Origin of the sequence: Mesorhizobium sp. M6A.T.Cr.TU.014.01.1.1, from assembly GCF_004022765.1 — a bacterium.
Lineage (GTDB): Bacteria > Pseudomonadota > Alphaproteobacteria > Rhizobiales > Rhizobiaceae > Mesorhizobium > Mesorhizobium mediterraneum.
Genome location: NZ_RZPG01000003.1, coordinates 244266 through 269921, shown reverse-complemented (window position 1 = coordinate 269921; position 25656 = coordinate 244266). Strand labels below are relative to the sequence as shown.

Below are 25656 nucleotides of genomic sequence, written 5' to 3'. Positions count from 1 at the left end.
TGGGCGAAAGCTGACGTGGCTCAACATCAGCAAAGCGCTAAAAGCCGCCCGGGTGGGTGGTCGATCAGAGTTTTCGCAATCTCTGTCGCCACGACATGCTCGAAAAATGCCCGCCCTTGGCGAACAGATCCCAGTCTGTCTCCGCGACCTGTCTTTAACGCAGGTGGCTCAATCGGCAATGTGGGTTTACATCGGCCGCCAAGTCCCTAGTTTTAGAGTTTCGCGCCGCGCACCTTAGTGCGTGAATGATCGAAAACGGGACCCGTGAACTCTGGCCGGTCCCTCAAAAACTCCCAAAGGATGACTGCCATGACACAGGCCAAGAATGGCGACACCGTGCGCATCAATTATACTGGACGTCTAGCCGACGGCACTCAATTCGATTCTTCTGGCAGCGAACCGCTGCAATTCAAGCTCGGTGAAGGGCAAGTGATCCCCGGCCTTGAGACCCATGTCGAGGGCATGGAGGTCGGCGCGAAAAGCACCGTCACCATTCCCGCCGACGCCGCTTATGGCCCCCACCGCCCCGAAGCGGTCATGACCGTCGACCGCGCCAGGGTGCCGGACAACATCAATGTCGATATCGGTACTCGATTGCAGGCCAGAACCACCGAAGGGCGCCCCATGCAGGTGACGGTCGTCGGCGTCGACGACGCCAGCGTCAAGCTCGACGGCAATCATCCGCTAGCCGGAAAGGATCTGGTGTTCGACGTTGAACTGGTTGAGATCGTTCAGGCGGCGTAGGGTATCCATGCGGCCAAAGGCCGTGGTGGCTATGATTTCGGGTGACGGACTTCCGCCGGAGGTTCGGCGGTTTGTGCCACCTGCCGCCCTGCTTTCCGCGCTTAGGCGATCGCCAAAACCGTGCCGACCTTCGTAAGGTTCGACGCTGCATCTGGAAGGGGACTGGCAGGTTCTGGAGAGCGAGGCCAAGAAGGCAGACTTACGCGGTAAGCCGCGCCGGGCATCCGGTGAATCACAGCTCCAGAGGCGTGTCTTGAAAGTATTTTCCGGGAGAGGCACCGAAGGCCGCCCGAAAAACCGCGATGAAGGCGCTGGGGCCTGAGTAGCCGAGTGCAAAAGCGATGTCGCCGACGCTTCGGCCACCGGCGAGCCACTCCACCGATTTCAGCAGTTTCGCCTGCTGTCGCCAGGCGCGGAAACTCATCCCTGTCTCAGATTGGAAGTGACGCTGGAAGCTACGTGGGGACATGGCCGCACGTGACGCAAGCTCATCGAGGGGCCAATCTGCGCCCGGCTCATTCCGCATGTCTGCGGCGATGTCCCGGAGGCGTTCGGATGCCGGCAACGGGAGAGACAACGGTGCGACCGGACTCGTCTGGAGCTGGTCGAGAATGACTGCCACAAGTCGTTCGGCGCGGAGGCTGCCCGCGTCCGCGCGAGGTATTTCCAGAAACGCCAGGATTAGCTCGCGCAGGAGCCGCGTCGTACCGATCACGGAGACTTCCGGTGACAGGCTCGCCACCGCGTCGGGGCGGAAAAAGAGATAGCTGCGCTCCGTCTCCTGCAGGTAGGTCACCTCGTGGAGGACCCCGGACGGCACGAACACGGCGCGTTCGGGTGGGATGATGAAGTAACCCCGCTCGGTCTCCAGCCTCAGCGAACCCCGCACGATCTGGAAAAGCTGCGCCCGGTGGTGCGTATGAAAAGCGTAGGTCCGCCCGGCGGGCTCTGCTCCGCCCTGAGCGACAGCGGTATGCGGATAATCTCCGAACCCGTCTTCCGGCAAATGAACGTTGATCAGGTTGTCGCGGGCAATCATGGCGGCTCAGAGACATAATTTGTCAGACTGCCGATAACACGTCTGACGGCAATTCACTAGGTTGGCATTAACTCAGCACAACTTGGACGAAAGTCATGACACTGGAATTCCAAATAGCCGAAATCCCGGATCGCCTTGCCCGCGGCCTTCTGACGAAGCTACCAGCTTTGAGGTTCGGAGCCTCCGTCGTTGTGGGCTGGTGGCAACGGAGCGAGACCGAACACGCACTACACCGACTATCGGATCGTGATCTGGCGGACATAGGTATTGCGCGTCGCGATATTCGCGAGTTCGCTTGGACTGGCACCGTCGCAGCCAACGAGCGACGAAACAGATCACCGGCCGCTGCCATGGATGCGCTTGCCTGCGGGGAATCCCATGCCCCGAGCGGATGGATGGAAGCTGATCCCTTTCGCGACGGCTCACGAATTAATGCGATGTCCACGAAGCCGCGGTCAACGCGATAGCGCCGCCGGTCTTGAAACAAGCGTTACCAGAGAGGCAGACAGAATGCATGATGACGGGCTTTTCGACGAGAAGATCGCTGCGACCTACGATGATGATAAAGGCATCTCTGCGCCAGAGGTGATTGAGCCGGCCGTTGACCTCCTGGCCGAGTTCGCTGGAGGCGGGCGCGCCTTGGAATTCGCGATCGGAACCGGACGCATCGCACTTCCTCTCGCGCGGAAAGGGGTGCAGGTGGAGGGCATCGAGCTTTCGAGGCCGATGGTGTCTCGCCTTCGCGCTAAAGAAGGAGGCGCGGAGATCTCGGTAGCGATCGGCGATATGGTAACGACGGATGTCGCGAGACGGTTCTCACTCGTCTATCTGGTTTTCAATACGATAAACAACCTGACATCGCAGGACGCTCAGCTCGCCTGCTTCCGGAACGCAGCCGCGCATCTCGAACCTGGCGGACACTTCCTGATTGAGGTCGGCGTGCCACCGCTTCAGCGGCTGCCGGTTGGCGAGACGATCCTGGCGTTCGACCACGGCGAAACGCATTGGGGCGTCGACGAGTACGACGTGGTGAACCAGAATTTCTCGTCCCATCACATCTGGCTCCGTGACGGAAGCTATGAGCGATTCTCAGTACCGTTTCGTTATGCCTGGCCAGCTGAATTCGATCTTATGGCGCGACTGGCTGGTTTAAGGCTCAAAGAGCGTTGGGGCGGCTGGAAAAAGGAGCTGTTCACGCAGGTCAGCGATAAACATGTCTCCGTCTGGCAGAAGGTTGAAGGTTAGGACGCGTGGAGCGAAGCGTCATCACCCTCGTCCGCAACGCGCCGATGGGAAGCCGGCCGCTTTCAACGCCATGCCGCTGCTTCCGGTCACACGCAGCAGGCAACGAGAGCATCTCCTGCATCTTGGCTTTATCGTTGGCGTGTCCGCTTTCAGGATATGTTGAAGCCAGCCCAAACGACCGACATTAGGCGCAAAGCTGTCATGCACGGCTCCGTTTGCGAGAGTCTGCTTCGGTCAAAAGCAGCCCCGGCTCCAGCGGTTCCCCTACCGATCCTCGATAATCCGCAAATAAGCCGCCGTCACGAACAACACGATCAGCCCGAACAGAATCCGCCGCGCGCCTTCGGGCATCTGCAGGATGGTCAGCAGCGTCGTCAGCACGGTGAGGATCAGCGCGCCGATGATCGTGCCGGTGTAGCCGCCGCGGCCGCCGAAGATCGAGGTTCCGCCGATCACGGCGGCTGCCACCGAAGGCAGCACCAGCGGCTCGGCCAGCGACAGCGACGGCGCCTTGATCAAGCCGATATAGAGCAGACCGGTGATGCCGGCGAGCACGCTCGAGATGACGTAGAGCGCTGTGATCACCTGCCAATAGCGGACGCCGGACAGGCGTGCCGCCCCTTCATTGTCGCCGACCGCGTAAAGCAGACGGCCGAAGCCGGTGCGGTTCAAGGTGAAGACGATGAGGACGGCGATGGGCACGAACAGCAGCAGCGCGTTGGGCACGCCATAGGTCAGGCCAGTGCCCAGCCAGGCCAGGAACGGCGGAATCTTGGCGCCTGAAGCGATGACGGTTCGCTGGTAGACCTGCAGGCAGCCGGTGCCGATCAGGCTGGTGCCGAGCGTCATGATCAGCGGGTGCACGCGAAAGACGCCGACGCCGATGCCGTTGACCAGGCCGATGAGCACCGCCGGCACCAAGGCGATGAGGATCGCCACCGCCGGGTCATGATTGACGACCTGCGTCGCCATGATGAAGGCGCTCATCGTCGCCACGGTGCCGACCGACAGGTCGATGCCGCCGGTCAGCATGGTCATGGTCTGGCAGCCGGCGAGGATTGCCAGCGGGATGGCGAACTTGACCGTGTTGGCGAGCCAGCGCTCGTTGACGATGCCGGGGCGCAGGATCTGCAGGATCACCACCAGCATGACCAGCAGGATGATCAGCGGGATCAGCGGCCGGTCGGCCATGAAGCGCTTGAGGCGGCGGCCGAAGGGGACGGGTTGGATCACTGATATGCTCATGAGATTGCTCGCAATTGGGGTGGCGCGATGTTGGTGCCGGGAGAGGATGGTGCTCTACGGCGCCCCCCTCTGTCCTGCCGGACATCTCCCCCTCTTGGGGGGAGATTGGCAGCTTCACACTCGGCGCCCTTCTTGCACCTTCGGAGATTGGCGAAAACCGTAGCGACGGCCAATCTCCCCCCAAGAGGGGGAGATGTCCGGCAGGACAGAGGGGGGCGCGAAGGATCGCTACGCTCATGCCGATCTGCCAGCGTCACGGCATTGCTCATGATTGCCGGCTCCGCATGGTGATGAAGGCGCCGAACATCACAACGGCGACCATGATCGCGCCCTCGATGATTGCGGTGACGTTGGGATCGATGGCCAGAAGCGTCAGGTCGGTGCGCACCAGGCGCAGCACGAAGACCGCGACGATCGGGCCGAGCAGTCCGCCCTTGCCGCCGCCAAGTGCGACGCCGCCGAGCACCACCGCAGCCACGCTGGCAAGAAGATAAGGGCCGGGAATGGGGGCGCCGATGCCAGTGCTCATGGTCAGCGCCAGCCCGCCCATGGCGCCGAAAAGCCCCGACAGGGCGTAGGCGATGATCTTGGTGCGCGCGACGGGCACGCCGCTGCGAAATGCCGCCAGCTCGCTGCTGCCGATGGCGTAGATCGAGAGGCCGAGCTTCGAGCGCTTGAGCGGTATCCAGATGATGCAAAGGCAGACGACAAGCAGGACCAGCGCCTTCGGTATCCAGGCAGAGATCCCGGGCAGCCCCGGAATCGGGACGGTGCCGATGATGGTCGCCCTCAGCCATTCGGCCACCGCGCCGCCGGGCGCACCGAGGACGAGCAGGGCCGCGCCCTGCAGAACGAAGAGGGTGGCCAGCGTGACGACGATATCGGGCACGCGGGTGACGACGATCAGCATGCCGTTGACGGCGCCGAGCACCAGGCCCATGGCCAGCACGAACGGCACGACGAAAAGCGCGTATTCCTCGCTGGCGCCGTCCATCATCGAGGCGGCGGTGACGCTGGTCAGCGCCATCATGGCGCCGACGGAAAGATCGATGCCGCCGGCGATGACGACAATCGTCTGGGCGGCCACGGCAAAGGCGTAAGGCAGCACCGCGCGCACCAGCGAGCCGAAATCGCCGCTGCCATAGCCCGGCTGGATCAGCCTGGTGATCACCAACAGGACCACGAACAGGACGAGCAGGCCGGCGACCCAGCCCTGACGGCGGACGAGGCGGGTCAAGGTTTCGCCACCGGGCTTGAATGGATATCGGCAAGAATGCCGACATCCTCCTTGGCGCCGCGGGGCAAGCCGTAAGCGGCGCGCATCAGCGCCGGCTCGTCGGCGAGCTCGACGGGGAAGACATCGACGACGCGCCCCCCAAAGATGACGATGACGCGATCGCAGACACGCTGCACCTCCTCGAGCTCGGATGTATAGAACAGCACCGACTTGCCCTGGTCGGCGAGTTCGCGCAGCAGCTTGTAGATCTCCTGCTTGGTGCCGACATCGATGCCGCGCGTCGGGTCGAAGCAGAGGACGGTCTGTGCTTCTGCGGCGATCCAGCGGGCGATCGTCACCTTCTGCTGGTTGCCGCCGGACAGGCGCTGCACCTCGCGTTGGGCGCGCGTGTCGATCTGCAGACGCTCGATCGCACTGACGACCCTGGAGCCTTCCTGCCGCATGTTGATCGGCCCCCAATTGCGCAAGGCGGCGCTGAACGGGAGCGCGATGTTTTCGCGCACCGAGCGCTGCATGGTCAGAGCTTCGGTGCGGTCGCCGGGCACATAGGCGATGCCGGCGCGAATCGCATCCGCCGGATGCGCGAACCTGACCGGCTGCCCGTCCACCTCGATGGTGCCGCCGGACGGGCGGATGGAGCCGGCGAGGGCGGCGAAGAGCTCGTCCTGGCCTTGGCCCTCAAGCGCGACGACGCCCGCGACCTCGCCATTCGCCAGATCGAACGAGACGTCGTTGAGCTTGGTGCCGACACGAAGGTTCGCCACGCCGAGGCGCGGACGGCTATCCCCAGGCGAAGCGGCCTGGCTGGCCTGGCGCGACGTCACCCGCGTCTTTTCGATCCTGGCGCCGAGCATCATCTCGACGATGCGCTCCTCGACGCCCGGCTCGATGTCGACGACGCCGACGGTCTCGCCGTCGCGAAGCACCGTGGCGCGGTCGCAAAGTGCCGATATCTCGACAAAACGGTGGGAAATGAAGATCACCGAACGACCGCTGTCGCCCTGGCGGCGAACGACTTCAAGCACCTTTTCGGCAAGGTTTGCCGGAAGTGCTGCGGTCATCTCGTCGAGCAGCAAAACGTCGGGCTCGACGGCAAGAGCGCGCGCCAGATCGAGCACGCGCAGTACGGCCAGCGGGATGTCGCGCGCGATGTCGCGTATGTCGAGGTCGGGAATGCCCAGCTCGCGCACCCAGGCGCGGAATGGCTCGACCGGCGTGCCGGTCAGGCGAAGGTTGGAGGCGACATCGAGATCCGGGATGAGCGATGGTTCCTGATAGACGGGAAGCAGGCCGGCGCGGCGCGCATCGGCGGGCGAGCGCACGTCGCGGGCTTCGCCGCGGATCAGGATATGCCCGGCATCGGCGCGGATGGCGCCGGTCAGGATTTTTACGAGCGTCGATTTGCCGGCGCCGTTGGCGCCCATCAGCGCGTGAACCTCACCCGGCAGCACCGACAGCGACGCATTGCGCAACGCCACCACGGCGCCGTAGGTCTTCACGACGCCGGTGGCGTCCAGGAGGGGATTGGTGGTCAAAATCGCGTTGCTCTCGTTTCAGAAACTCTCTTGCTGGCGCTCTACGGCGCCCCCCTCTGTCCTGCCGGACATCTCCCCCTCAAGGGGGGAGATTGGCTGTCACCTCGGCTTTCGCCAATTTTAAACGGCGCAAGACGAGGGCTGACACCGCAACTGCCCAATCTCCCCCCTTGAGGGGGAGATGTCCGGCAGGACAGAGGGGGCGCCGTAGAGCGCCAGTCTATCAAATCTTTGCGTAGCGAGGACGGCAGCCCGCCGTCCTCGCTACGCAATTCAAAGCAGCAACTACTCGCCCGGGCCCTTGCAGGCGATGATCTGGTCCTTGGTGTAGGTGGTCCAGTCCGGAATGGAGATCGAGACCGGCCATTCCGGGCTCAGCGACGGATCGGCCGCGCCCTTCAGCTTGGCCTTGCCCTCCTCGGTGGCATTCTCCCAGAGCTGCGGCTCGACCAGCACGGTCTGTTCCGCCGGCTTCTTGCCGTTCAGGATCTGGAGAGCCAGCGTCACGCCGGCGCCGCCGATCGAGCCGGGGTTGGTCACCGCCGCCCCGACAAGCCCTTCGACCGAGTTCAACTGGCCGACGAAGCCGGCATTGTCGGCGCCGACCACCGGCACCAGCGGCGTCTGCGACTCGACCAGCGCATCGACGATCACATTGTCGATGCCCGAGGTCCAGATGCCGTTGAACGGCGATCCGGTGGCGATGAAGTCGAGGATCTGCTGCTTGCCCTGATCCTGCTGCCAGCCGGTGAAGACCTCATGCACGACCTTCACATCGGGGAATTCCGCAAGCGCCTTCTTGAAGCCCTTGTCGCGGTCGCTGTCGGCCGAGGCGCCGGCGGCGCCGCGCATGTAGACGACGTCGCCCTTGCCGCCCATCTGCTGGAACAGCCATTTGGCGCCGAGATAGGCGTATTGTTCCTGGTTGTTGGAGATGATGTAGGCCGAGGGCTCGGTGACCGCCTGGTCGACGGCGACGACAACGATGCCGGCCTTGGTGGCTTCTTCCAGGGCTGACTTGATGCCGGCTGGATCGGCCGGGTTGACGACGATGGCGTTGACCTTGGCGCTGATCAGGTTGCGGATGTCCTCAAGCTGGCCGGCGGCATCGGTGTTGCGATGGGCGATGTTCAGCTTGGTCACCTCGCCCGAGGCCAGCGCCTGCGCCTTCATCGCGCAGATCATCTCCTCACGCCAGCCATTGCCTTGCACCGTGTTGGAAATGCCGATCGTGTATTTGCCTTCAGCGGCCGAGACGCCCACCGAAGCCATGAAGGCCGCGCCGGCAAGCAGCGGGACCATGGTCAAAAGTTTTTTCATTTCAGTCTTCCTCCACAATGTTTTCAGTTTCAGGGCCTGATCCTGTCGACCTGAGACAGGATCAAAGCCAAGCTGTTTGCGCCGTCACTTCACGAAGGGGCGCAGCACGTCGCGGGCGAGTAGAAAACCCCGCTTGACGTTGTCGTCGCTCCCCTCAAACCGCCGGTCCTCGTGCTCGATGATAACAGGCCCGTCATACCCTGCGCGATAGAGACCGGAGAAGATCACATTCCAGTCGACATCGCCGAGCCCCGGCATGCGCGGCACCTGCCAGCCTATGCCGGCCGAGAGGATGCCGCGCTCGTAAAGTCCATCAGGATCGATCATCAGGTCCTTGGCATGGACATGCAGCATGTACGGACCGAATTCTCTGATGAAACGGGCCTGGTCGATCATCTGCCAGACCAGATGCGACGGGTCGAAGTTCATGCCGACATCGCCGCCCCAGGCTTCAAGGATGCGGCGCCAGATATAGGGCGAATAGGCGATGTTGTGCCCGCCCGGCCACTCGTCATAGCTGAAGATCATCGGGCAGTTTTCAAAGGCGAGCTTCACGCTATGGTCTCGCGCATGGGCTGTTATGGCGGGCCAGACCTTGAGCGCCTCTTGCCAGTTGGCGTCGATGGTTTTCGAAGCGTCGCCGCCGCAGAAGGTGTTGACGACAGGCACGCCCATATGGCTCGCCAGCACGATCACCTTCTTCAGATGGTCGATGATCGCCGCGCGATGCGCCGCATCAGGGTGCAGCGGATTGGGGTAATAGCCGAGGCCCGACACAGTCAGGTTCTTCTCCGCCAACGAGGCGACGATTTCCTTGGCCTGCGAGGCCGATGTCGAGGCGGCATCGATATGGCTGGTGCCGGCATAGCGCCGGGCGCCGCCGGAGGATTTCGGCCAGCAGGCGATCTCCAGCGCCTCGAAGCCGGCAGAACTTGCCCAGTCGGAAACCTCGCCAAGCGAGGTGTCCGCAAACGGTGCGGTGAGCAGTCCGAGCTTCATATTGCCTCCCTTCCCCTTACTATGCCGATTGTGCGGGCCGCTTCAACCGGGCAACCTCGGGTTGTTCCAAACTTCGCCTGACGACTGCCATCGGGTTGTCTGAGAGCAGGCCGTCGAGGGCTGATGTGATAGCCCTGCGGAAATCGCCATTTGCGGCAAGCTCCGGATCGAAGATCGTGTCGATGGCGAGGATCGCGGCTGCCAAAGCCCTCGTGTCGGCGCCGACCGCGTCGGCAATGCCGGCGATTCTGTCGGCATAAGGATCGGACACCGGCCGGTGCCTGCCGAACCGTGCCGAGGAGCGGATCAGATAGGCCATCCAGCCTGCGACCGGGACCGACAAGAGCGCGATGCTTTCGCCGCGCCGCAACCGGTCGCGGATCGGGTTGAGAAGCCGCTGCACGATCTTTTGCGAGCCGTCGGTGGCGATCTGGTGGTTGCGATGGCGGATCGCTGTATTGCGCAGACGAGCGAGGCTTTGCTCGACATAGGCTTCCGGCGAGACGCCGGGCATCGGCATCAAGGTCGGCAGCGTCTCGTCGATCAGCATGCGCCGGACGAAGGCGGCGAGCAGCGGGTCGGCGATGGCATCCGACGTGTGCTCCAGGCCCGCCAGCACTCCGAGATAGGCAAGCGTGGTCTGGGCGCCGTTGAGCACCCGCATCTTGAGGTGCTCGAAGGGGGTGACGTCGCCGACGAACGTCGCGCCAACCCGGTCCCATCGCGGCACGCGGCCGGCGAATTTCTGCTCGATCACCCATTGCCGGAACGGCTCGCCGACGACGACGGCGGCATCGCGGTAGCCGAAATGCTGCTCCACGGTCTCGATATCGGCCTCAGAGGTCGCTGGCGCGATGCGGTCGACCATGGCCGAGGGAAAGGCGACGTTGGCCGCGATCCAGTCCGACAGGCCATTGCCGCGCCGGCTGGCCAAAGCCTGCACGACGTTCTCCAGGATGATGCCGTTGGTCGGGATGTTGTCGCAGGAGAGCAGCGTCACCGGACGGCTGTGCGAGGCCATGCGCAATTCAAGCGCCCGCGCCAGAATGCCCGGCACGCTTCGCGGTTCCAGTGGATTGGCGAGATCGTGGACGACGTCCGGGTGGGTCACATCCAGCGCGCCGCTGGACGGGATATGGCAATAGCCTTTCTCCGTCACAGTCATCGTGACCATCTCGATGCCGGCGGAAGCCAGCACGTCGATCGCGGGTGCCGCACTCTCCTGGCTGTCGACAACCCTGACGATGCTGCCGATGATTCGCGCCTCGACTTGGCTGTCTTCGCGGATCAGGCGCGTGTAGAGGCCGCCCTGCCAGCCCAGCGTTTCCGACAAGTATGGTGCGCGGATGTTGATGCCGACCACGCCCCAGCGATCGAAACGGCGCGAAAGAAGATCGTCGGTGTACTCCGCCTGGTGGCAGCGGTGGAAGGCGCCGACACCGATATGAGCCATCCCCGGGACAAGTGCGGCCCGATCATAGGATGGTTTTCGGACGGAGGAAGAAAGCCGGCTAATGAGTTCTGGGCCGAGCGTTTCGGGGGGCGTTGAAGTGCTCACCGGTTCGCCCCGACGACCCATTGCTCCTGGTCGATCAGGGCGCCGGTCATCGGCCCGGAGGCGTCGGAGAGCAGGAACACGGCGAGGTTCGCCACTTCGCCGGCCGCCAGCAGCCTCCCGAAAGGCTGCGACGCATTGGCGGCGTCGAGCCAGCCTGGGCCGTGGCCCAGCGTCTCGGCCTGCATGATGCGTTCGGCCGGCGTGTCGGTCCAGCCGACATTGATGCCGTTGACGCGGATGCGGTCGAAGCGGTGCGCATTGGCGGCATTGCGGGTCAGCGTGGCGAGCGCGCCCTTGGTGGCGGAATAGACGGCCAGTTCGGGCGAGCCGCAATGCGCGTTGATCGACAGGATGTTGACGATCGCGCCGCCTTGACCTTGCTTGCGCATCTGCGTGATGGCCGCCTGCATCAGGAAGAAGGGCGCCCGCGCGTTGACGGCGAACAGCGCCGCCCAGTCGTCGAGGCCGGCATCGAGAAACGAGGCGTGGTTGGTCAGGCCGGCGGCGTTGACCAGCGCGTCGATGCGCCCGAAACGGGAAATGCAAGCCTTCACCAGTTGCGCCGGCGCCTCGGGGTCCACCAGATCGGCTGCGACGAAAGCGGTCGGCGTGCCTATCTCTGAAAGCGCTGCGGCGACTTCGGCGCCACGCACCGGCTCGCGGCCCGTGACCAGCAGGCCGCCGGCACCAGCGCGCGCCAGCGCCTCGGCGATCGCCCGGCCGATGCCTTGCGTCGCGCCGGTGACCAGCACCACCTTGTCGTCTAGCCGAAGCTCCATTCCTCCTCCCGGAATAAAGTTTCCATTTTTCTAGATATGGAACCTCAATTCCCGATAGTCAATCGCATCCGTCTCAGGCCGTGCGGCGCGCGACGACACCGTGGACAAGGGCCATGCCGACGGCGAGCGAAGCGGCAAGCGAGCGGAAGCCGGCAAAGTCGGACTCAACCACTTCCAGCCATGTGTCCGACAGCTTGACCAGGGGAGAAAACGTGCTGTCGGTGATGGTGACGATCCGCGCCTTTCGCTCATGGGCGACAGCGACGAGGTCTGGCGTGATCGAGTTGTAGGGGCTGAAGGATACCGCCAGCACGACGTCGCGCTTGCCGATGCAGCCGACCTGGTCAAGCGCGGTGGAACCGACATTGTCGACCAGCACGTTGCGCACGCCCTGTTGCGACAGAGTGAGCGAGAGATAGGTGGTGACGGGAAAGGCGCGTTTGCTGCCGATCACATAGATCAAGTCGGCTGCCGCCAGCAGGTCGACCATGCGCTCGAAGCTGGCAATGTCGAAGTTATTGTCGATGCGGCCGAGCGAAGCCTGCGAGGCGCCGACCATGCCGTTGAGAAAATGCAGATTGGCGTTGGGCTCGGTGGCCGCCCGTTCCTGTCCGTCGCGCCCCCGTCCTTCGGGCCAGGAGCCTTTGACATGGTCCTTAAAGAGACCCTGGAAATCGGAAAATCCGGCATAGCCGAAGATCTGGGCAAAACGAACAAGCGTCGAGGGCTGCACACCGGCCTGCTCGGCGACCTGCGCGATCGTGCCGAGCGCGACGTCGCTCGGATGCTGCCACAGGAAAATGGCAACCTGGCGCAGGCGTTTTGGAAAATGGACGGTGCCGGACGACAATACCGCGCGCAGTTCCTCATAGGTCTGCGGCTTGGTGTAGCCGAGCGCGGCAAGCGAGCGGCCGCGCTTGCGGGTCGCCGCCTCGTCGGCAATAGACCGTCCGGATGCTTTGCCCGCCTCACTCATGATTTGGAGGCTAGCGCGGTACGATCGTATTACAATATGGAAATTGGAAATCTTGTCGAAAGTGCTGGGGATCGATCCGGTGATTTGGCTGACTGGAGGGCTCTCTGGTGGCCGGGCGCATTGTTCTCGGACCCCAAAATGCCTGTTGGTGTTATTTCACTGCGGTGACCCTGCCCGCCGCATCGAGGCGACAGCCGACCCGCGCCCGCCGAACTTCGATGCCGCCTTGTCTTGTGTAGTCTATTCGCACCTCGATCGGCGCCGTGAGTGCGCTCCGACGTTGACGCAAGGCGCCTGCGCTTACCGCGTGGACACCGACGGCGCCAAGCGGCGTCGCAGCGGATATGATCGCCGCGCGGCAGGCTCGCACGACCGCAGCTGGCGTACCGGGTTTCGCTTTCAGTGGTCTCAAAGATCCAAAGGGATACCCCTTCGTGGAGTCACCCTCACCGGCTTTGGAAGGCCTGAGAGCGGGTGGCAGGGCGATCGATTGCTTGCCGGTCTTGGCAGAGGCAGTGGCTGCCGTGACTGCGGCCGGACTACCGGGAGCGGTACTCGTTCCGTTTTCGGCGGACGGATCGTCGCCCACGCCGACACCCGTCGAAGGGCTAACGCCTGCGTCGAGTGATCCTGCGCCGACCGAAGCTCCAACGTTTGCTCCACCCACACCGTCGACGCTCGTGCCCACCCCCACAGATGCGCCTTGCGAGCTGGCGCTCACTCCGGCACCGACCCCGAGGCCGCCGGCCTTACCGCCTAAACCTGCGTCAAGAGCCGAGGCAGGCCCGATTGCGATCCCGATCGTCAACACGGCTGCGACGTACTTTTTCATTGTGATACTCCCCTGCGGCATACATTTCGCTCACTAGTCTTCACTGGCATAGGTCGAGCTTCACAGTGGTCGCGTCGGGAGCAATGCGGCGGGAAGAGCGATGGTTGCCGGCAGAACAGGATGTGGTGACTTTTTTGCCTTCACTTTCCGTTTTTTCGGCAAGCCCGGTTTATGGGCTGGTTGGGCGCCCGAACGCGATAGCGTACTTGCAAGTGGGGTACGTGATTTCGGCGCGCGCTCCAAAGCCGCAGTGCGACGCTTATCCTTGACGATGTCGATCGCCTCACGCGCGGCACTGAGGCTGCGGCCTAGACCGATAGCCCTTTCACGCTCTTTCTCCAGCGCCGCACTCAACTCTGCCGAGATCTGTTTTGAAGCGTCGCGTTCCTTGCGAACAATGTCGAGGTCGCGCGCAGCTAAATCTGCTCGTTCGCGTTCCAGTTCGAGTGCTTCTCCAGCTTGCTTTAGAGCGGTCTCGACCACCGATCGGTCCTTTATGGCGTTGCTCTTCTCGACCGCGGCCAGGTTTGCGCCTGTCTTAAGAGCGTCGATAGTTTGGCGAGCCGTGGTGAGTTCTTGTTCCAAGAGTTCAACCTTGTGCCTCTCCTCATCAAGCGCTTGCTTCGCAGCAACCTGAGAGGCTTCCATAGAGGGGTGCGCTCCGGCGGCCTTCTCGCGGTCCCAGAGAATGGCTTCGGCCCTAAAGTCTTCGATAACGCGCTGCGCCGTCTCCAGCGCTTCGTCTATTTGCTGCTGTTCTTTTAGGGCTTGTGCTTGCTTAGCCGCCGTGTTTGCCAGTGCGTGTGCCTGGGCGCTTGCGTCACGTGCCTCGCGCTGCATAATTTCTAGCTCCGCTCGTGCTGCGGCCAATTCGCGGCGTAAAGCCATTTCATGCTCGCCGGGCGGCGTCTGCACACCCTCCTTGAGTTGCGCGGCGCTGGCAACGCTGACTCCCGCGGCGGCGATGACGGCAACCGCGACGGAACGAAATGTGGACGAAATCTTCACGATGGGAGACTCCTCAAGATCGCCGCCTACCTAGCGCGACGGACACATGTCGAAGTCCGGCTGATAGCCACCTTCGCGGTAAAGGTTCTCTGCGACGTAGCTGCCTTTCGCCCTTTCCAGCACACCGGGTCCAAGATGGATTCCTCGGGCATCTGTAAAGACCTACTGCTGCCATCCGCGGTGCTCCTTATTTTACCCCCCGGACAGGATGATCCCGTAGACGCCTGCGAATGTCGCCCTTCATTGTGATGAAGCGACGCGCCGCGCGCGGCCAGGTGCCCGGTGTCGTCGACGACGCCCTGGCGTGAAGTTCGTCGCGGCGGCCGTTGCCTCGAATTCCGCAAGTAGGGGCCTGGACGCCTGCTTTGTTCCCATGTGTGCCGAGCATGCAGGTCCCAGAACGGTCAATAAATACAGCCGCATCTACGGCCACACGGGATGCGGCCGATTTCACCGGTGAAGGGGTTCTGTGCAGTGGCCGGCACTTGGCATCGGTCAGCGCGCGGATCGATCCAGGGGTGCAAAATAGTTGCCGTGAAAGCCAAAGGGGATGTGATGCGGGACGGAGGCCCGGGCGCGTTTGGCGAGCGTCGCGGCGTCGAGCACAAGCAGGAATGACGTGCCGGCGCCGACATCGAGCACGACGGACAACAGGACGCCGTCGTCTTCCTCGGCGCCGGTCGGCCGCGCCACATAAACAGGCTCGCCAGCATAGCAGCCCGGTTCGGCCCAGGTCGTCACGGTCGCCGGCGCGGTGGCTGAAAGCTCGACCTTGGCTATAGTGTCGAGGAAGCTGTCCGGTTCACTTTGGCCGGCTCCCCATACGCAGCGATACGATCTGCCGGCGCGGCGGGAATAGTCGATGCGCGGCAACTCGATGCGTGTGCCGCAGAGCGATTCCGGCTCGATCTCGACAGCCGCAGAAGGGCTACCGTCGAGCGGAATGCGGTACCGCGTCAAGGTCGAGGTCGGGTTGACCTGCGCTCCGGAGCGCAGCCGGTCGAGGCGCAGCTCGTCGATGATTCTCGCATCGGGATAGGCGAGGAGGTCCACCAGCAGCGCGCCGTCCGCCTCGAAGGCATTGACGTGGTGAAAGCAGAAGCACGACGCCGCCCTGGCACGGGCGGCGACAGCGCCGGTCGACTTATCGATCACTGTGAATACGGTGCCGAACTCCGGTTGCCAGCGATAGTTTGTGATGAAGGGTCTGCCTGAGAAGACGAGCTTGAGCGGGTTCACCCGAAGCGGAAACTCCGTCAGCACCAAATAGCGTTCCGACATGCCGAAGGAATGCATGTAGCTCGGCCGATCGACGGGCAATTCGGCCAGGACACGCTGCATGCCGCTTTCGTCGACGAACAGGCGATACGTGCTGCGGCGCCCCATCTCGATGACGTACGAGTAGCCGCGCTCGCCGTCGCTGTGCGGATGCGCAGTCGAGATCTGCCCCTTGATCGCCCGACTGAATTGGAGCCGGCCGTGCGTTTTGAGCGTGTGCGGATCGAAGCGGATCGGCATCGGCGTCTCGGTCAGCGCGACGATCTCGCCGGCCAGCACGGAGACATTGACATTCGCATTGTCGGTCAGCTTTGGGTTGAAGATCGCCATCACGCGGCCGAAAAGTGTGCGGCACGGATCCGTCATGAATTCGCCGCGCGCGATGCGACCCTTCTCCATCGCCTCGCAATAGGATTGCGAGCGGATGAAGCGGTTGGAATAGCGGACCGCGCCATCGCTGAAGTCGAAGGCGTGGAGCATGGCGAGACCGTCGAACCAATGCGTATAGGCTTGCCGGCCCACCTCGAATTTCGCAGGCCCGGTTCGGAGAAGCCGGCCGGTGAGCCACGCCGGCAATTCGCCTTCCACCTGCAACGGCAGTTGATCGACCTCCTGTTCGAGTGTGGTGAAGCCCAGTGCGTAACGGCCCTTCGCTTCAGGCATTCCAGCCTCCTTCACTTCGCCTGGTGCCTCCGCCCTCCCTGCCGTTTAACGCGTCAGCGTCGCCGATGTTTCGCATCCGAGCCGTAGAGCCGGACCAACTTCCTGCCAAGTTCCTGACGCAGCGGGATCAATCAGCCTCGCCAGCAGGTCGCCGATCTTGTTTGTGATCCAGACAGAACCGGGTATGGCACGATCCTGGGCGTCATAGGCCGTCGGCGCGGCGGTGAACCTTCGTCATCCGCCCGTATGCAACTGCCGCCGTGCCGGACAAGGGATGACCGGCTGAGCGAACCACAGCCCCAGCCAACGGAAAAACCGTTCGCTGGCAGCGAAATCAGATATTTGGGATATCCCGCTGGTGGAGCTGAGGAGGATCGAACTCCTGACCTCGTCATTGCGAACGACGCGCTCTCCCAGCTGAGCTACAGCCCCGTCCAGCGGATGGGCGCATTTATCGGGCGTGGCGGTTTCCTGTCAAGACGGCGTTTTGCCCAAAAAAGCCGCGCGGCGAGCCATCGACGTGGCCTGCCGCGGACAGCGGCTCTTGCCGCTTTCGCCCGTAATGGCTACATGTCGGCAACAATCGGAGACCGGCATGATAGCCCTCATTCAGACCATTGTCCTGGCGCTTGACATTTATTGGTGGATCATCATCGCTTCGGCGATTTTCTCGTGGCTCTACGCCTTCAACGTCGTCAACTCGCGCAACCAGTTCGTCGATAGCGTCAGCAACATGCTCTTCCGGCTGACCGAGCCGGCGCTGCGGCCGATCCGCCGCTTCTTGCCCGACCTCGGCGGGATCGACATTTCGCCGATCATCCTGCTTCTGATCCTGTTCTTCCTCCGGCAGTTCCTGCTCACCACGGTGGCGCCGCTGGTCGTCTGACGGCCATTCGATGACTGGGCCGTTTCGCCCACGTAACGACGGCGTCGACCTATTCGTCCGGCTGACGCCGAAAGCGGCGATGGACAAGCTCGAAGGCATCGAGATTTCGGCAGACGGGCGAAGCCATCTGAAGGCTCGCGTCCGCGCCGTGCCGGAAAACGGCGCCGCCAATCAAACGCTCGAACGGCTGGTCGCCAAGGCGCTGGGAGTGCCGCGATCGGCCGTTTCGGTCGTCGCCGGCGGCACGGCCCGGCTGAAGACGCTGCGCATCCTTGGCGATCCGGCTACGCTGGCGAAAGCCATCGAGGCGCTCAGCAGCGCTTGAGGCATCTCATTCCTTCGCGCGCCCCGTCCCGCCGGACATCTCCCCTCCGAGGGGCAGGCAGTCGCATTTGGATTCTTGCGAAGATGGACCCCCACCCTAACCCTCCCCACAAGGGGGAGGGAACGCTGCCGCGCGCCTCCACTTTGGTGCCGAAAGGCAGGCAATTTGTCGAGGTCAGCGCTAGCGGAAGTCTCCTTCCCCCTTGTGGGAAGGGGTTAGGGGTGGGGGTGCATCGTAGAGCGAAAGCCGTGGCTTTCCACCTGCCATAGCCCTGCCCACAAGGGGTGAGATTGGCAGCTTCGTTGTTCAGACCAGCCCGCGCTTGACCATCATCGCTTCGGGCGACGGCATCTTGCCGCGGAAGGCGGTGTAGAGTTCTTCCGCGTCCTTCGAGCCGCCGGCGGCATAGACGTTCTTTCTGAGCCGCTCGGCCAGCGCCGGATTGAACGGGTCGCCTGTTTCCTCGAAGGCGGCGAAGGCGTCGGCGTCGAGCACCTCCGACCACATGTAGGAATAGTAGCCGGCCGAATAGCCGTCACCGGAAAATATGTGCCCGAATTGCGGGGTGCGATGGCGCATGGCGATGGTGTCGGGCATATCGAGCTTCTCGAGCGTTTCGGCTTCGAAACGAAGCGGCTGGTCCGGCGCATCCGGCCGCGCATGGTAGGCCATGTCGACCAGCGCCGACGCGGTGAATTCGACCGTTGCGAAGCCGGCGCCAAACGTGCGCGCCGCCAGCATCTTGTCGACCAGCGCCTTCGGCATCGGCTTGCCGGTCTTCACATGCAGCGCATGCTTTTCCAGCACCGCCGGCACGGTCAGCCAGTGCTCGTAGAGCTGCGAGGGCAGCTCGACGAAATCGCGGCTGACCGAGGTGCCCGCGACCGACGGCCAGGTGACGTCCGTCAGCATGCCATGCAGGGCATGACCGAATTCGTGGAACAGGGTCTTTGCCTCGTCGACCGACAACAGCGCGGCCTCGCCTTCCGGCGGCTTGGCGAAATTCATGATGTTGTAGATGACGGGCTTGGAGCCATGGCCAAGCTTGTAGCCGGATTTCAGCGCGCTCATCCAGGCGCCCGAGCGTTTCGAGGGCCGCGCGAAATAATCGGCCAGGAACAGACCGCGCTCGCTGCCATCTGCATTCCTGACGACGAAAACACGCGCGTCCGGATGCCAGGTGGCGATGCCTTTCTTCTCCTCGAAGGTGATGCCGAACAATCGTGTCGCTACGTCGAAACAGGCATCGATGACGCGGTCGAGCTGCAGATAGGGCTTCAGCTCGGCCTCGTCGAAGGCGAACTTCTCGGCGCGCAGCTTCTCCTGATAGAAGCGCCAGTCCCAGGCAGCGAATTTTTCGTTGCTGCCGGCCTCGGCCGCCAGCCGCTGCAACTCGGTCTGGTCGCTTGCGGCCTTTTCCAAGGCTTTTTCCCAGACCGGGTCGAGCAGCGTGTGCACGGCCTCCGGCGTCTTTGCCATGGTGTCGTCGAGCTTCAGCGCGGCGAAGGAGGCGTAGCCGAGCAGCTTCGCCTTTTCGGCGCGCAGGCGCAGCATATCGCGCACTACCGTTGTGTTGTCGGTGGCGCCGCCATTCTGGCCGCGCATGGTAAAGGCGCGGAAGGCGATCTCGCGCAAGTCGCGGCGCTCGGAGAAGGTCGAGAACGGCTCGTAGATCGAGCGCGACAAGGTGACGGCATAGCGGCCCTTCTGGCCGCGCATCTCGGCGGCCTCCGCCATCGCGCTTTTCAGGAATTCGGGCAGGCCGGCAAGGTCGGCCTCGTCGAGGAACAGCGCCCAGTCGCGCTCGTCGGCAAGCAGGTTTTGGCCGAACGTCGTGCCGAGCGACGACAGTTCCTCGTTGATCGACGCCAGCCGCTTCTTGCCCTCGGCGTCGAGTTTGGCGCCGGAGCGGACAAAGCCTTTCCAGGTCTTTTCCAACACCCGCAGCGTTTCGGCATCGAGCTTCAGGGTTTCCCGGCGCTGGTAGAGATCGTCGATACGGGCGAACAGCCTCTCATTCATGGAGATCGCCGAGAAATGCCGCGACATCTTTGGCGAGATCTCGCGCTCCAGCGCCTGGATCGCCTCGTTGGTGTGAGCGCCGGCCCGGCACCAGAAGATCGACGAAACATGGTCGAGCGCCTCGCCGCCAAGCTCCAGTGCGGCGAGTGTATTCTCGACGGTCGGTGTCTCGGCATTGCCTGATATTGCCTCGATCTCGGTCTCATGCGCCTTCAATGCCGCATCGAAAACCCCGGAAAAATCGCCGTCGCCGATGCGGGTGAAATCGGGCAGGCCGAGCGGCCCTTGCCAGGTGGTCAGCGGATGGGCGGCGAGGTCGACGGCTTTTGTGGACGGCATGGACAGTCTTTCGCTGAGAGAGGGGGCTTTCGCTGAGTGGGAGAGCTTTCGCTGAGTGGCTGTAGAGGCAGGGCGGGATCATCACCGATGTAAGGCGCTGGCTTGCCGCACGCAATATCGCAGCTGCTACCCTCTCAGTAGCCGTCGCAGTTTTCCGCGATCGCCGCCTGCGAACTGGCGGTGATTTGGTTGTCGGTGATGGCGAAGGTTTCCTGCATCAGCATGTCGTTTTTGGGAAAATCATAGCAGGCGATCACCGTGGTGACGCCGCCTTCGGTCTTCTCGATCCGATGCCGGATCTCGGCTCCGGCGACAGCGCCTTTCCATTCGTCGATCGAGGCGATGAACTCCTGCTTGGTCTGGACGACGCCGAGGTCGTCGAGTTTAATCCGGACGTCATCGGCAAGCAGGTCCGACAATTCCGTGCGATCGGCGACCAGCAGCGCCGCATACCAGCGGCCGATGAGCGCGCCGTCGTCGGCGCGGGCGGATACGATTGAAAACAGCAGCGCCGCTGCGGCCAAAGCGATCGAACGGCATACCATGCAATCCTCCTATGTCATCTCCGGCCTCTCGAAGTCACCGGTCTCCTTGTTCATCACCCAGAGCTCGCCGGTCGAGATGTCGAACCAGGCGCCGTGCAGCGACAGCCGTCCCTTGCCTTCCAGGATCGAGACGCAGGGAAAGGTCCTGAGGTTGGCGATCGAATAGCGGATCGAAATGCGCTCCAGCGCGGTCTGGCGCTCCGTCGCCGTCATGAAGGTGCTGGAGGACACGGTCTCGGCCGCCGGCGCAATCAGGCTCATCCATTTGCCGATGAAGTCGCCGGGCGACAAGGGCGCGGCCGTGCTGTCGAGTGCCGCGCGGATGCCGCCGCAGCGGCCATGGCCCATCACCACGATGTTCTTCACCTTGAGGCTCTGCACGGCAAACTCGAGCGCCGCCGAGGTCGAGTGGAACTGGTCGTCGGGCGCATAGGGCGGCACCAGATTGCCGACATTGCGCAGCACGAAGAGCTCGCCGGGGCCGGCGTCGAAGATCGCTTCGGGAGCCGCGCGGGAGTCGCAGCAAGCAACGATCATCGTTTCGGGGGACTGGCCCTCGCGAGCGAGCGAGCGATAGCGCCCGCTTTCGGCGAGATAGCGGCCGCTCATGAAATTGCGATAGCCGGTGAGCAGATGATCAGGGAGATGAGGCATGGGCGGCGTCTGGAGCCTTTCCGGGTTAGGCGGCAGCTCTTTTTAAGTCAGGAAGGCTCTAGCGGCAAAAGCCGGTCGCGAGCAATGCCGAATCGCGGATGGCTGCATTGCCTCGCCGATAGATGGGGCGAGGAAATTCATGCCCAGATCGCCACAGGGATGCCAAAACGGTCGACGAGCGGCGGATCCGGAAACGGCCTTGCCTCACCGTTGGCGATACGGCCGGCGATCAGCATCATCACTGCGGCGTCGAGAAAGTCGTCGGCAGCAGCGCCTCGCGGCGGCGTCCGGTCGAGAAAGCCCCTGATATAGCCGTGCCGGCAGAGCAGAGCCTTGCGTTCCGCCATGCCGGCCGGGTTGATGGCGCCCTTGATCTTCTTCGGCAAGCACATTGCCTGATCGCCATTCAGTCGGCAGAAGGCGACCTCCGGATGCGATTCGAACACGCGGCTGCGCAGTTCGGGGCGCGCGATCAGCACGGTATCGATCTCGCGGATCTTGGTAAAGATGCCGAAGGCCTGGATCGAGACGCCGCGCGACGGATCGGAAGTCGCCTTCGCCACTTCGCTTGCCTGGCGATGCGCGGCATACCATGCCTCGATCGTGGTGAAGCCGTCTGTTTGCGCATAAAGCGCCGCACGCGAAGGGATGGCGAAGACGCTGGATTGCCTGTTACCGAGCAGTGGCCGCACCAGCGCCTCCGGCCCGCGACCGCCCTTTTGCGAAAGTTCCGGCAGACCGATCGGCATGTCGACGGCGACCGTCGCATCGGCCGGCAATGCGTCGAGAAGTGCTGCGAAGCTTGGAAAAACGGCTACCGAGGGCGCAGCACCGGGGTTACGAGGTGTCGAACCGGGATCGCGGCGAACGGCGATCCAGCCGGCCTTGCAGCCGTCGACACCGACAAAGGTCACGCCCTTTTGTCCCGCCCAGGATGCAGGAGATGGCGAAGCTGCACCATCGCCATCGGGTGAGACAGGCTCTGCGCGTCGGTTTCGAGCTGCAATTCGTCGCCGCCGCGCTTGGCGGTGCGCGCCAGGATCTCGTAGACCGCCGCCGTGGTCGACTGCAGTGCCTTGATCGCCGGCTGGCCGGACAGGATGCGTGCCAGATAGACGGCCGCCGTCAGGTCGCCGAGCCCATTGGGCGGCTTGTCGATGAGGCGATGCTCGGCCAGCAGCGCCTGGTTGCCGTTGAGCAGCAGATTGCCGGTGCCGCCGGCCATCATCGCCGGCGCCGAGGTGACCAGCATGGTCGCTGGCCCGGCATGAAGGGCGGCCGCCATCACCGCTTTCAGGTCGGGCAGCGGCGCTCCCGCCATCCATTCCAGCTCGGAGCGGTTGGGCGTGGCGATGTCGGCGATCGGCATCAGCCGGTCGCGCATGGCGATGGCGGTGGTTTCCGGCACATAGAGCCCGCCTGAATCGCCCATCACCGGATCGCAGATATAGACGGCATCCGGCGTCTTCGCCTTGACCGCGCCGACCAGCGAGGCGACGGCATCGGCTTGGCCGCCTTCGCCGAGATAGCCGGACAGCACCGCGCCGACCTCGCCCAGCCACGGCGCGCGCTCGAGATCGGCCATCAGCGCCTTGAATTGATCGAGCGGCGGCACGATGCGCGTCGCCCGTCCATGGCCCGGATGCCACGGCAGGATGACGGTCGGCACCGCCCACACCGGAAAGCCCAGCGTCTCCAGCGCAAAGACCGCGGCGCGGTTGCCGACCGAACCGCGCGCGACATGGCTGGAAATGACGATGACCGCGCGCGGCGCGTCGTGTTCTTCGGTGCTCACGGGGTTCCTAACTTTGGATGACGAAAAGCACGAGCCAGATCAACAGGCCAATGGCGATAATGAGCCCTAGCGCCCGGCCAATGCGCGTGCCCCAGTATTCGATCGGGTCCGACTGGTCGGCATCCACTGCTGCGACGTGATCGCGCGCGCCCTTCGCGGTCCGCGCAATGAACGAGGTGCCGCCCGGGTCGGTCTCACGTGCCACGCGCTCGATGATGCGGCGCGATTCGTCGTCGCTGTCCTGGCGTCCCGCCATGGCGATGTCCTGTTTTCGCGGCGACTTTAACCCGTTCGCCCGGCCAATCACAGGGCCTTGCAGCGAATGATAAAGAACCAGTAACGCTTCCGGGTGGAGGTCATGTTCTTGCGCGCGGATTGTGGTAATGCTTCGCCTGTCAGTCTTATTGAGGGATCTTACCATGCTTGCCCAGCGTCTTTCCTCCCCTTTCGTCTTCCGCAACCTGCCAGCCTTGCTGATGATGGCGATCGTGCTGCCGCTGCTTGCCGGCTGTGGCTACAACACCATCCCGACGGCGGAGGAAAACGCCAAGGCCGCATGGAGCCAGGTGCTGAACCAGTACCAGCGCCGCGCCGATCTCATTCCCAACCTGGTCGAAACGGTCAAAGGCTATGCCGCGCACGAGAAGGATACGCTCGATGCCGTGGTCGAGGCGCGCGCCAAGGCGACGCAGGTGACGGTGACGCCGGAAACGCTGAGCAATCCGGAGGCCATCAAGAATTTCCAGGACAGCCAGGCCGGGCTGACCAGCGCGCTGTCGCGGTTGCTGGCAGTGGTGGAGAACTATCCGGACCTCAAGGCCAACCAGAATTTTCTGGCGCTGCAGGCGCAGCTCGAAGGCACCGAAAACCGCATCGCGGTCGCCCGCCGCGACTATATCCAGGCGGTGCAGGAGTACAATCTGACGCTGAAGACCTTCCCGTCGGTGATTTGGGCGACCCTGTGGTTCCGCGGCAATCAGCCGTTCGCCAACTTCACCATCGAGGAAGACAAGATGCAGACGCCGAAGGTCGATTTCGGCACGACGCAGGGCGGGTGACGAACAGCTGGTGAGCGTGGTCCCTATTGGCCTTGCACTCCGTCGCACCCCCCTCTGTCCTGCCGGACATCTCACCCTCAAGGGGGGAGGTTTGCAGCTTCGACCCCGCCGCCAATCTTGCAACGTTGGAGATAGGCGAAGGCAGGAATGACATCCAATCTCCCCCCTTGAGGGGGAGATGTCCGGCAGGACAGAGGGGGGCGCGACGGAGTGCCAACCTCTCGCTTCTAGGCGTCACTCTAGTTCTGCTTTGCCTTAGCCTCTTCCTGCCCCTCACCGCGCTTGCCGCCGAATTGCCTGCCCTGACCGGGCGGGTCGTCGACAATGCCGGTATCATCGATGCCGCGACCGAAGCGACGCTGACCCGGAAGCTCGCAGATTTCGAGGCCAAGAGCTCGGACCAGGTCGTCGTCGCGACGATCAATAGCCTCGACGGCGAGGAGATCGAGCCCTACGCCAACCGGCTGTTCCGCGCCTGGAAGCTCGGCCAGGCCGGCGAGGACAATGGCGTGCTTTTGCTGGTCGCCCAGAACGACCGCAAGATGCGCATCGAGGTCGGCTACGGGCTGGAAGGCACGCTGACCGACCTGCACACCAAGCTGATCATCGAAAACGACATGGTGCCGGCCTTTCGCGCCGGCGACTTCTCCGGCGGCATAGCCAAGGCCGTCGACGACATGGTCATGGTGCTGGAAGGCAATCCCGAAGAGCTGGAAGCGCGCGGGACCCGCAACCAGCAGGCACCATTCAACACCGACGATCTGTTCTTTGCGATCTTCATAAGCATCTGGGCGATCATCTTCTTCGGCAGCATCGCCGCCTCCATCCTGCCGCCGATCTTCGGCCAGAAGATCGGTCCTGGCCGCTATCGCTGGCTGGGCATGACCTTCGAGCCGAGCCGGCGGTCTTCCAGCGGCTGGTCGGGCAGTTCCGGCGGGGGATGGTCATCGGGTTCAGGCGGTGGCGGCTTTTCCGGCGGCGGTGGCTCGTCCGGCGGCGGCGGCTCGTCAGGAAGCTGGTGACGACATGACAAGACGCGCCATCCGTCCACCAGCTTCCGGCCGCTTCGCCGCGACGATCGGCGCTGCCCTGGTGGCCGTGGCGGTGCTGCTGCTTGTCGGCTTTACCGCGCTTGCCGCCGAATTGCCTGCCCTGACCGGGCGGGTCGTCGACAATGCCGGTATCATCGATGCCGCGACCGAAGCGACGCTGACCCGGAAGCTCGCAGATTTCGAGGCCAAGAGCTCGGACCAGGTCGTCGTCGCGACGATCAATAGCCTCGACGGCGAGGAGATCGAGCCCTACGCCAACCGGCTGTTCCGCGCCTGGAAGCTCGGCCAGGCCGGCGAGGACAATGGCGTGCTTTTGCTGGTCGCCCAGAACGACCGCAAGATGCGCATCGAGGTCGGCTATGGGCTGGAAGGCACGCTGACCGACCTGCACACCAAGCTGATCATCGAAAACGACATGGTGCCGGCCTTTCGCGCCGGCGACTTCTCCGGCGGCATAGCCAAGGCCGTCGACGACATGGTCATGGTGCTGGAAGGCAATCCCGAAGAGCTGGAAGCGCGCGG

At 63.5% G+C, this 25656-nt stretch carries 25 protein-coding genes and 1 tRNA gene; 8 read left to right on the top strand and 18 right to left on the bottom strand.

The window, feature by feature from the left end:
- Positions 1-309 precede the first annotated feature (309 nt).
- Entirely contained in the window at positions 310-744 is a 435-nt protein-coding gene (locus EN885_RS06250) for a peptidylprolyl isomerase (RefSeq protein ID WP_126104427.1), read from the top strand.
- 232 nt (positions 745-976) lie between these two features.
- On the opposite strand, the gene EN885_RS06245 is transcribed toward EN885_RS06250, so the two are convergent.
- The gene (locus EN885_RS06245) at positions 977-1783 is read right to left on the bottom strand and encodes a helix-turn-helix transcriptional regulator (RefSeq protein WP_126104428.1); all 807 of its coding nucleotides are present in this window, start codon (positions 1781-1783) and stop codon (positions 977-979) included.
- A 95-nt stretch (positions 1784-1878) separates the two neighbouring features.
- On the opposite strand from EN885_RS06245, the gene EN885_RS34655 reads away from it, so the two are divergent.
- Together EN885_RS34655 and EN885_RS06235 are read left to right on the top strand one after the other, a co-directional pair.
- A complete protein-coding gene (locus tag EN885_RS34655; protein WP_127206148.1) occupies positions 1879-2250 on the top strand; it encodes a DUF1127 domain-containing protein in 372 nt (123 codons plus the stop codon).
- Between the two features lie 43 nt (positions 2251-2293).
- The gene (locus EN885_RS06235) at positions 2294-3028 is read left to right on the top strand and encodes a class I SAM-dependent methyltransferase (protein WP_126104430.1); all 735 of its coding nucleotides are present in this window, start codon (positions 2294-2296) and stop codon (positions 3026-3028) included.
- Positions 3029-3292: 264 nt separating this feature from the next.
- On the opposite strand, the gene EN885_RS06230 is transcribed toward EN885_RS06235, so the two are convergent.
- The 11 genes from EN885_RS06230 to EN885_RS06170 form a co-directional block, all read right to left on the bottom strand.
- On the bottom strand, positions 3293-4273 hold the full coding sequence (locus EN885_RS06230) for an ABC transporter permease (RefSeq protein ID WP_128243546.1): 981 nt from the start codon (positions 4271-4273) through the stop codon (positions 3293-3295).
- Between the two features lie 265 nt (positions 4274-4538).
- On the bottom strand, positions 4539-5510 hold the full coding sequence (locus EN885_RS06220; protein ID WP_128243547.1) for an ABC transporter permease: 972 nt from the start codon (positions 5508-5510) through the stop codon (positions 4539-4541).
- The gene (locus EN885_RS06215) at positions 5507-7045 is read right to left on the bottom strand and encodes a sugar ABC transporter ATP-binding protein (protein ID WP_095485020.1); all 1539 of its coding nucleotides are present in this window, start codon (positions 7043-7045) and stop codon (positions 5507-5509) included. Before EN885_RS06215 ends, EN885_RS06220 begins: the two co-directional genes overlap by 4 nt.
- A gap of 285 nt (positions 7046-7330) precedes the next feature.
- Positions 7331-8365: an ABC transporter substrate-binding protein gene (locus tag EN885_RS06210; RefSeq protein WP_128243548.1), complete on the bottom strand. Its 1035-nt coding sequence runs from the start codon at positions 8363-8365 to the stop codon at positions 7331-7333.
- Positions 8366-8449: 84 nt separating this feature from the next.
- Positions 8450-9364 carry a sugar phosphate isomerase/epimerase gene (locus EN885_RS06205; RefSeq protein WP_095485022.1) on the bottom strand — a complete coding sequence of 305 codons (915 nt, stop codon included), beginning with the start codon at positions 9362-9364 and terminating at the stop codon, positions 8450-8452.
- A 19-nt stretch (positions 9365-9383) separates the two neighbouring features.
- Entirely contained in the window at positions 9384-10943 is a 1560-nt protein-coding gene (locus EN885_RS06200; RefSeq protein ID WP_095485023.1) for a mannitol dehydrogenase family protein, read from the bottom strand.
- A complete protein-coding gene (locus EN885_RS06195; RefSeq protein WP_128243549.1) occupies positions 10919-11701 on the bottom strand; it encodes an SDR family oxidoreductase in 783 nt (260 codons plus the stop codon). Before EN885_RS06195 ends, EN885_RS06200 begins: the two co-directional genes overlap by 25 nt.
- Before the next feature lie 73 nt (positions 11702-11774).
- A complete protein-coding gene (locus EN885_RS06190) occupies positions 11775-12677 on the bottom strand; it encodes a MurR/RpiR family transcriptional regulator (RefSeq protein ID WP_095485025.1) in 903 nt (300 codons plus the stop codon).
- Between the two features lie 892 nt (positions 12678-13569).
- Positions 13570-14517, bottom strand: coding sequence for a hypothetical protein (locus EN885_RS06180; RefSeq protein ID WP_127206554.1), 948 nt, complete (start codon positions 14515-14517; stop codon positions 13570-13572).
- Between the two features lie 495 nt (positions 14518-15012).
- A complete protein-coding gene (locus tag EN885_RS06175) occupies positions 15013-16458 on the bottom strand; it encodes a carotenoid oxygenase family protein (RefSeq protein WP_095485027.1) in 1446 nt (481 codons plus the stop codon).
- Positions 16459-16814: 356 nt separating this feature from the next.
- Positions 16815-16890: transfer RNA gene (locus tag EN885_RS06170), tRNA-Ala, on the bottom strand.
- Positions 16891-17053: 163 nt separating this feature from the next.
- On the opposite strand from EN885_RS06170, the gene EN885_RS06165 reads away from it, so the two are divergent.
- Positions 17054-17344 (top strand): YggT family protein, encoded by a 291-nt coding sequence (locus tag EN885_RS06165; RefSeq protein ID WP_023800489.1) that lies wholly within the window; start codon positions 17054-17056, stop codon positions 17342-17344.
- 10 nt (positions 17345-17354) lie between these two features.
- On the top strand, positions 17355-17669 hold the full coding sequence (locus tag EN885_RS06160; RefSeq protein WP_095485028.1) for a DUF167 family protein: 315 nt from the start codon (positions 17355-17357) through the stop codon (positions 17667-17669).
- 306 nt (positions 17670-17975) lie between these two features.
- Here the strand turns inward: EN885_RS06160 and EN885_RS06150 are convergent, their stop codons facing one another.
- The 6 genes from EN885_RS06150 to EN885_RS06125 form a co-directional block, all read right to left on the bottom strand.
- On the bottom strand, positions 17976-20030 hold the full coding sequence (locus EN885_RS06150) for a M3 family metallopeptidase (protein ID WP_127206569.1): 2055 nt from the start codon (positions 20028-20030) through the stop codon (positions 17976-17978).
- Positions 20031-20164: 134 nt separating this feature from the next.
- Positions 20165-20575, bottom strand: a complete 411-nt coding sequence (locus EN885_RS06145; protein ID WP_095485031.1) for a hypothetical protein — start codon at positions 20573-20575, stop codon at positions 20165-20167.
- 9 nt (positions 20576-20584) lie between these two features.
- Positions 20585-21229 carry a carbonic anhydrase gene (locus tag EN885_RS06140; protein ID WP_095485032.1) on the bottom strand — a complete coding sequence of 215 codons (645 nt, stop codon included), beginning with the start codon at positions 21227-21229 and terminating at the stop codon, positions 20585-20587.
- 137 nt (positions 21230-21366) lie between these two features.
- Positions 21367-22143 (bottom strand): DUF429 domain-containing protein, encoded by a 777-nt coding sequence (locus EN885_RS06135; RefSeq protein WP_128241812.1) that lies wholly within the window; start codon positions 22141-22143, stop codon positions 21367-21369.
- On the bottom strand, positions 22140-23024 hold the full coding sequence (gene pdxY, locus EN885_RS06130) for a pyridoxal kinase PdxY (RefSeq protein ID WP_128241811.1): 885 nt from the start codon (positions 23022-23024) through the stop codon (positions 22140-22142). The genes EN885_RS06135 and pdxY overlap by 4 nt, the downstream gene beginning before the upstream one ends.
- A gap of 7 nt (positions 23025-23031) precedes the next feature.
- Complete coding sequence (locus EN885_RS06125; RefSeq protein ID WP_128241810.1) at positions 23032-23280, bottom strand: hypothetical protein; 249 nt, start codon at positions 23278-23280, stop codon at positions 23032-23034.
- A gap of 163 nt (positions 23281-23443) precedes the next feature.
- On the opposite strand from EN885_RS06125, the gene EN885_RS06120 reads away from it, so the two are divergent.
- From EN885_RS06120 to EN885_RS06105, 3 genes are all read left to right on the top strand, one after another.
- On the top strand, positions 23444-24082 hold the full coding sequence (locus tag EN885_RS06120) for a LemA family protein (RefSeq protein ID WP_128241809.1): 639 nt from the start codon (positions 23444-23446) through the stop codon (positions 24080-24082).
- A 167-nt stretch (positions 24083-24249) separates the two neighbouring features.
- Complete coding sequence (locus tag EN885_RS06110) at positions 24250-25104, top strand: YgcG family protein (protein WP_128335163.1); 855 nt, start codon at positions 24250-24252, stop codon at positions 25102-25104.
- 4 nt (positions 25105-25108) lie between these two features.
- Positions 25109-25656, top strand: a 548-nt coding sequence (locus tag EN885_RS06105) for a YgcG family protein (RefSeq protein WP_164897794.1), incomplete at its 3' end; no start/stop codon positions are given.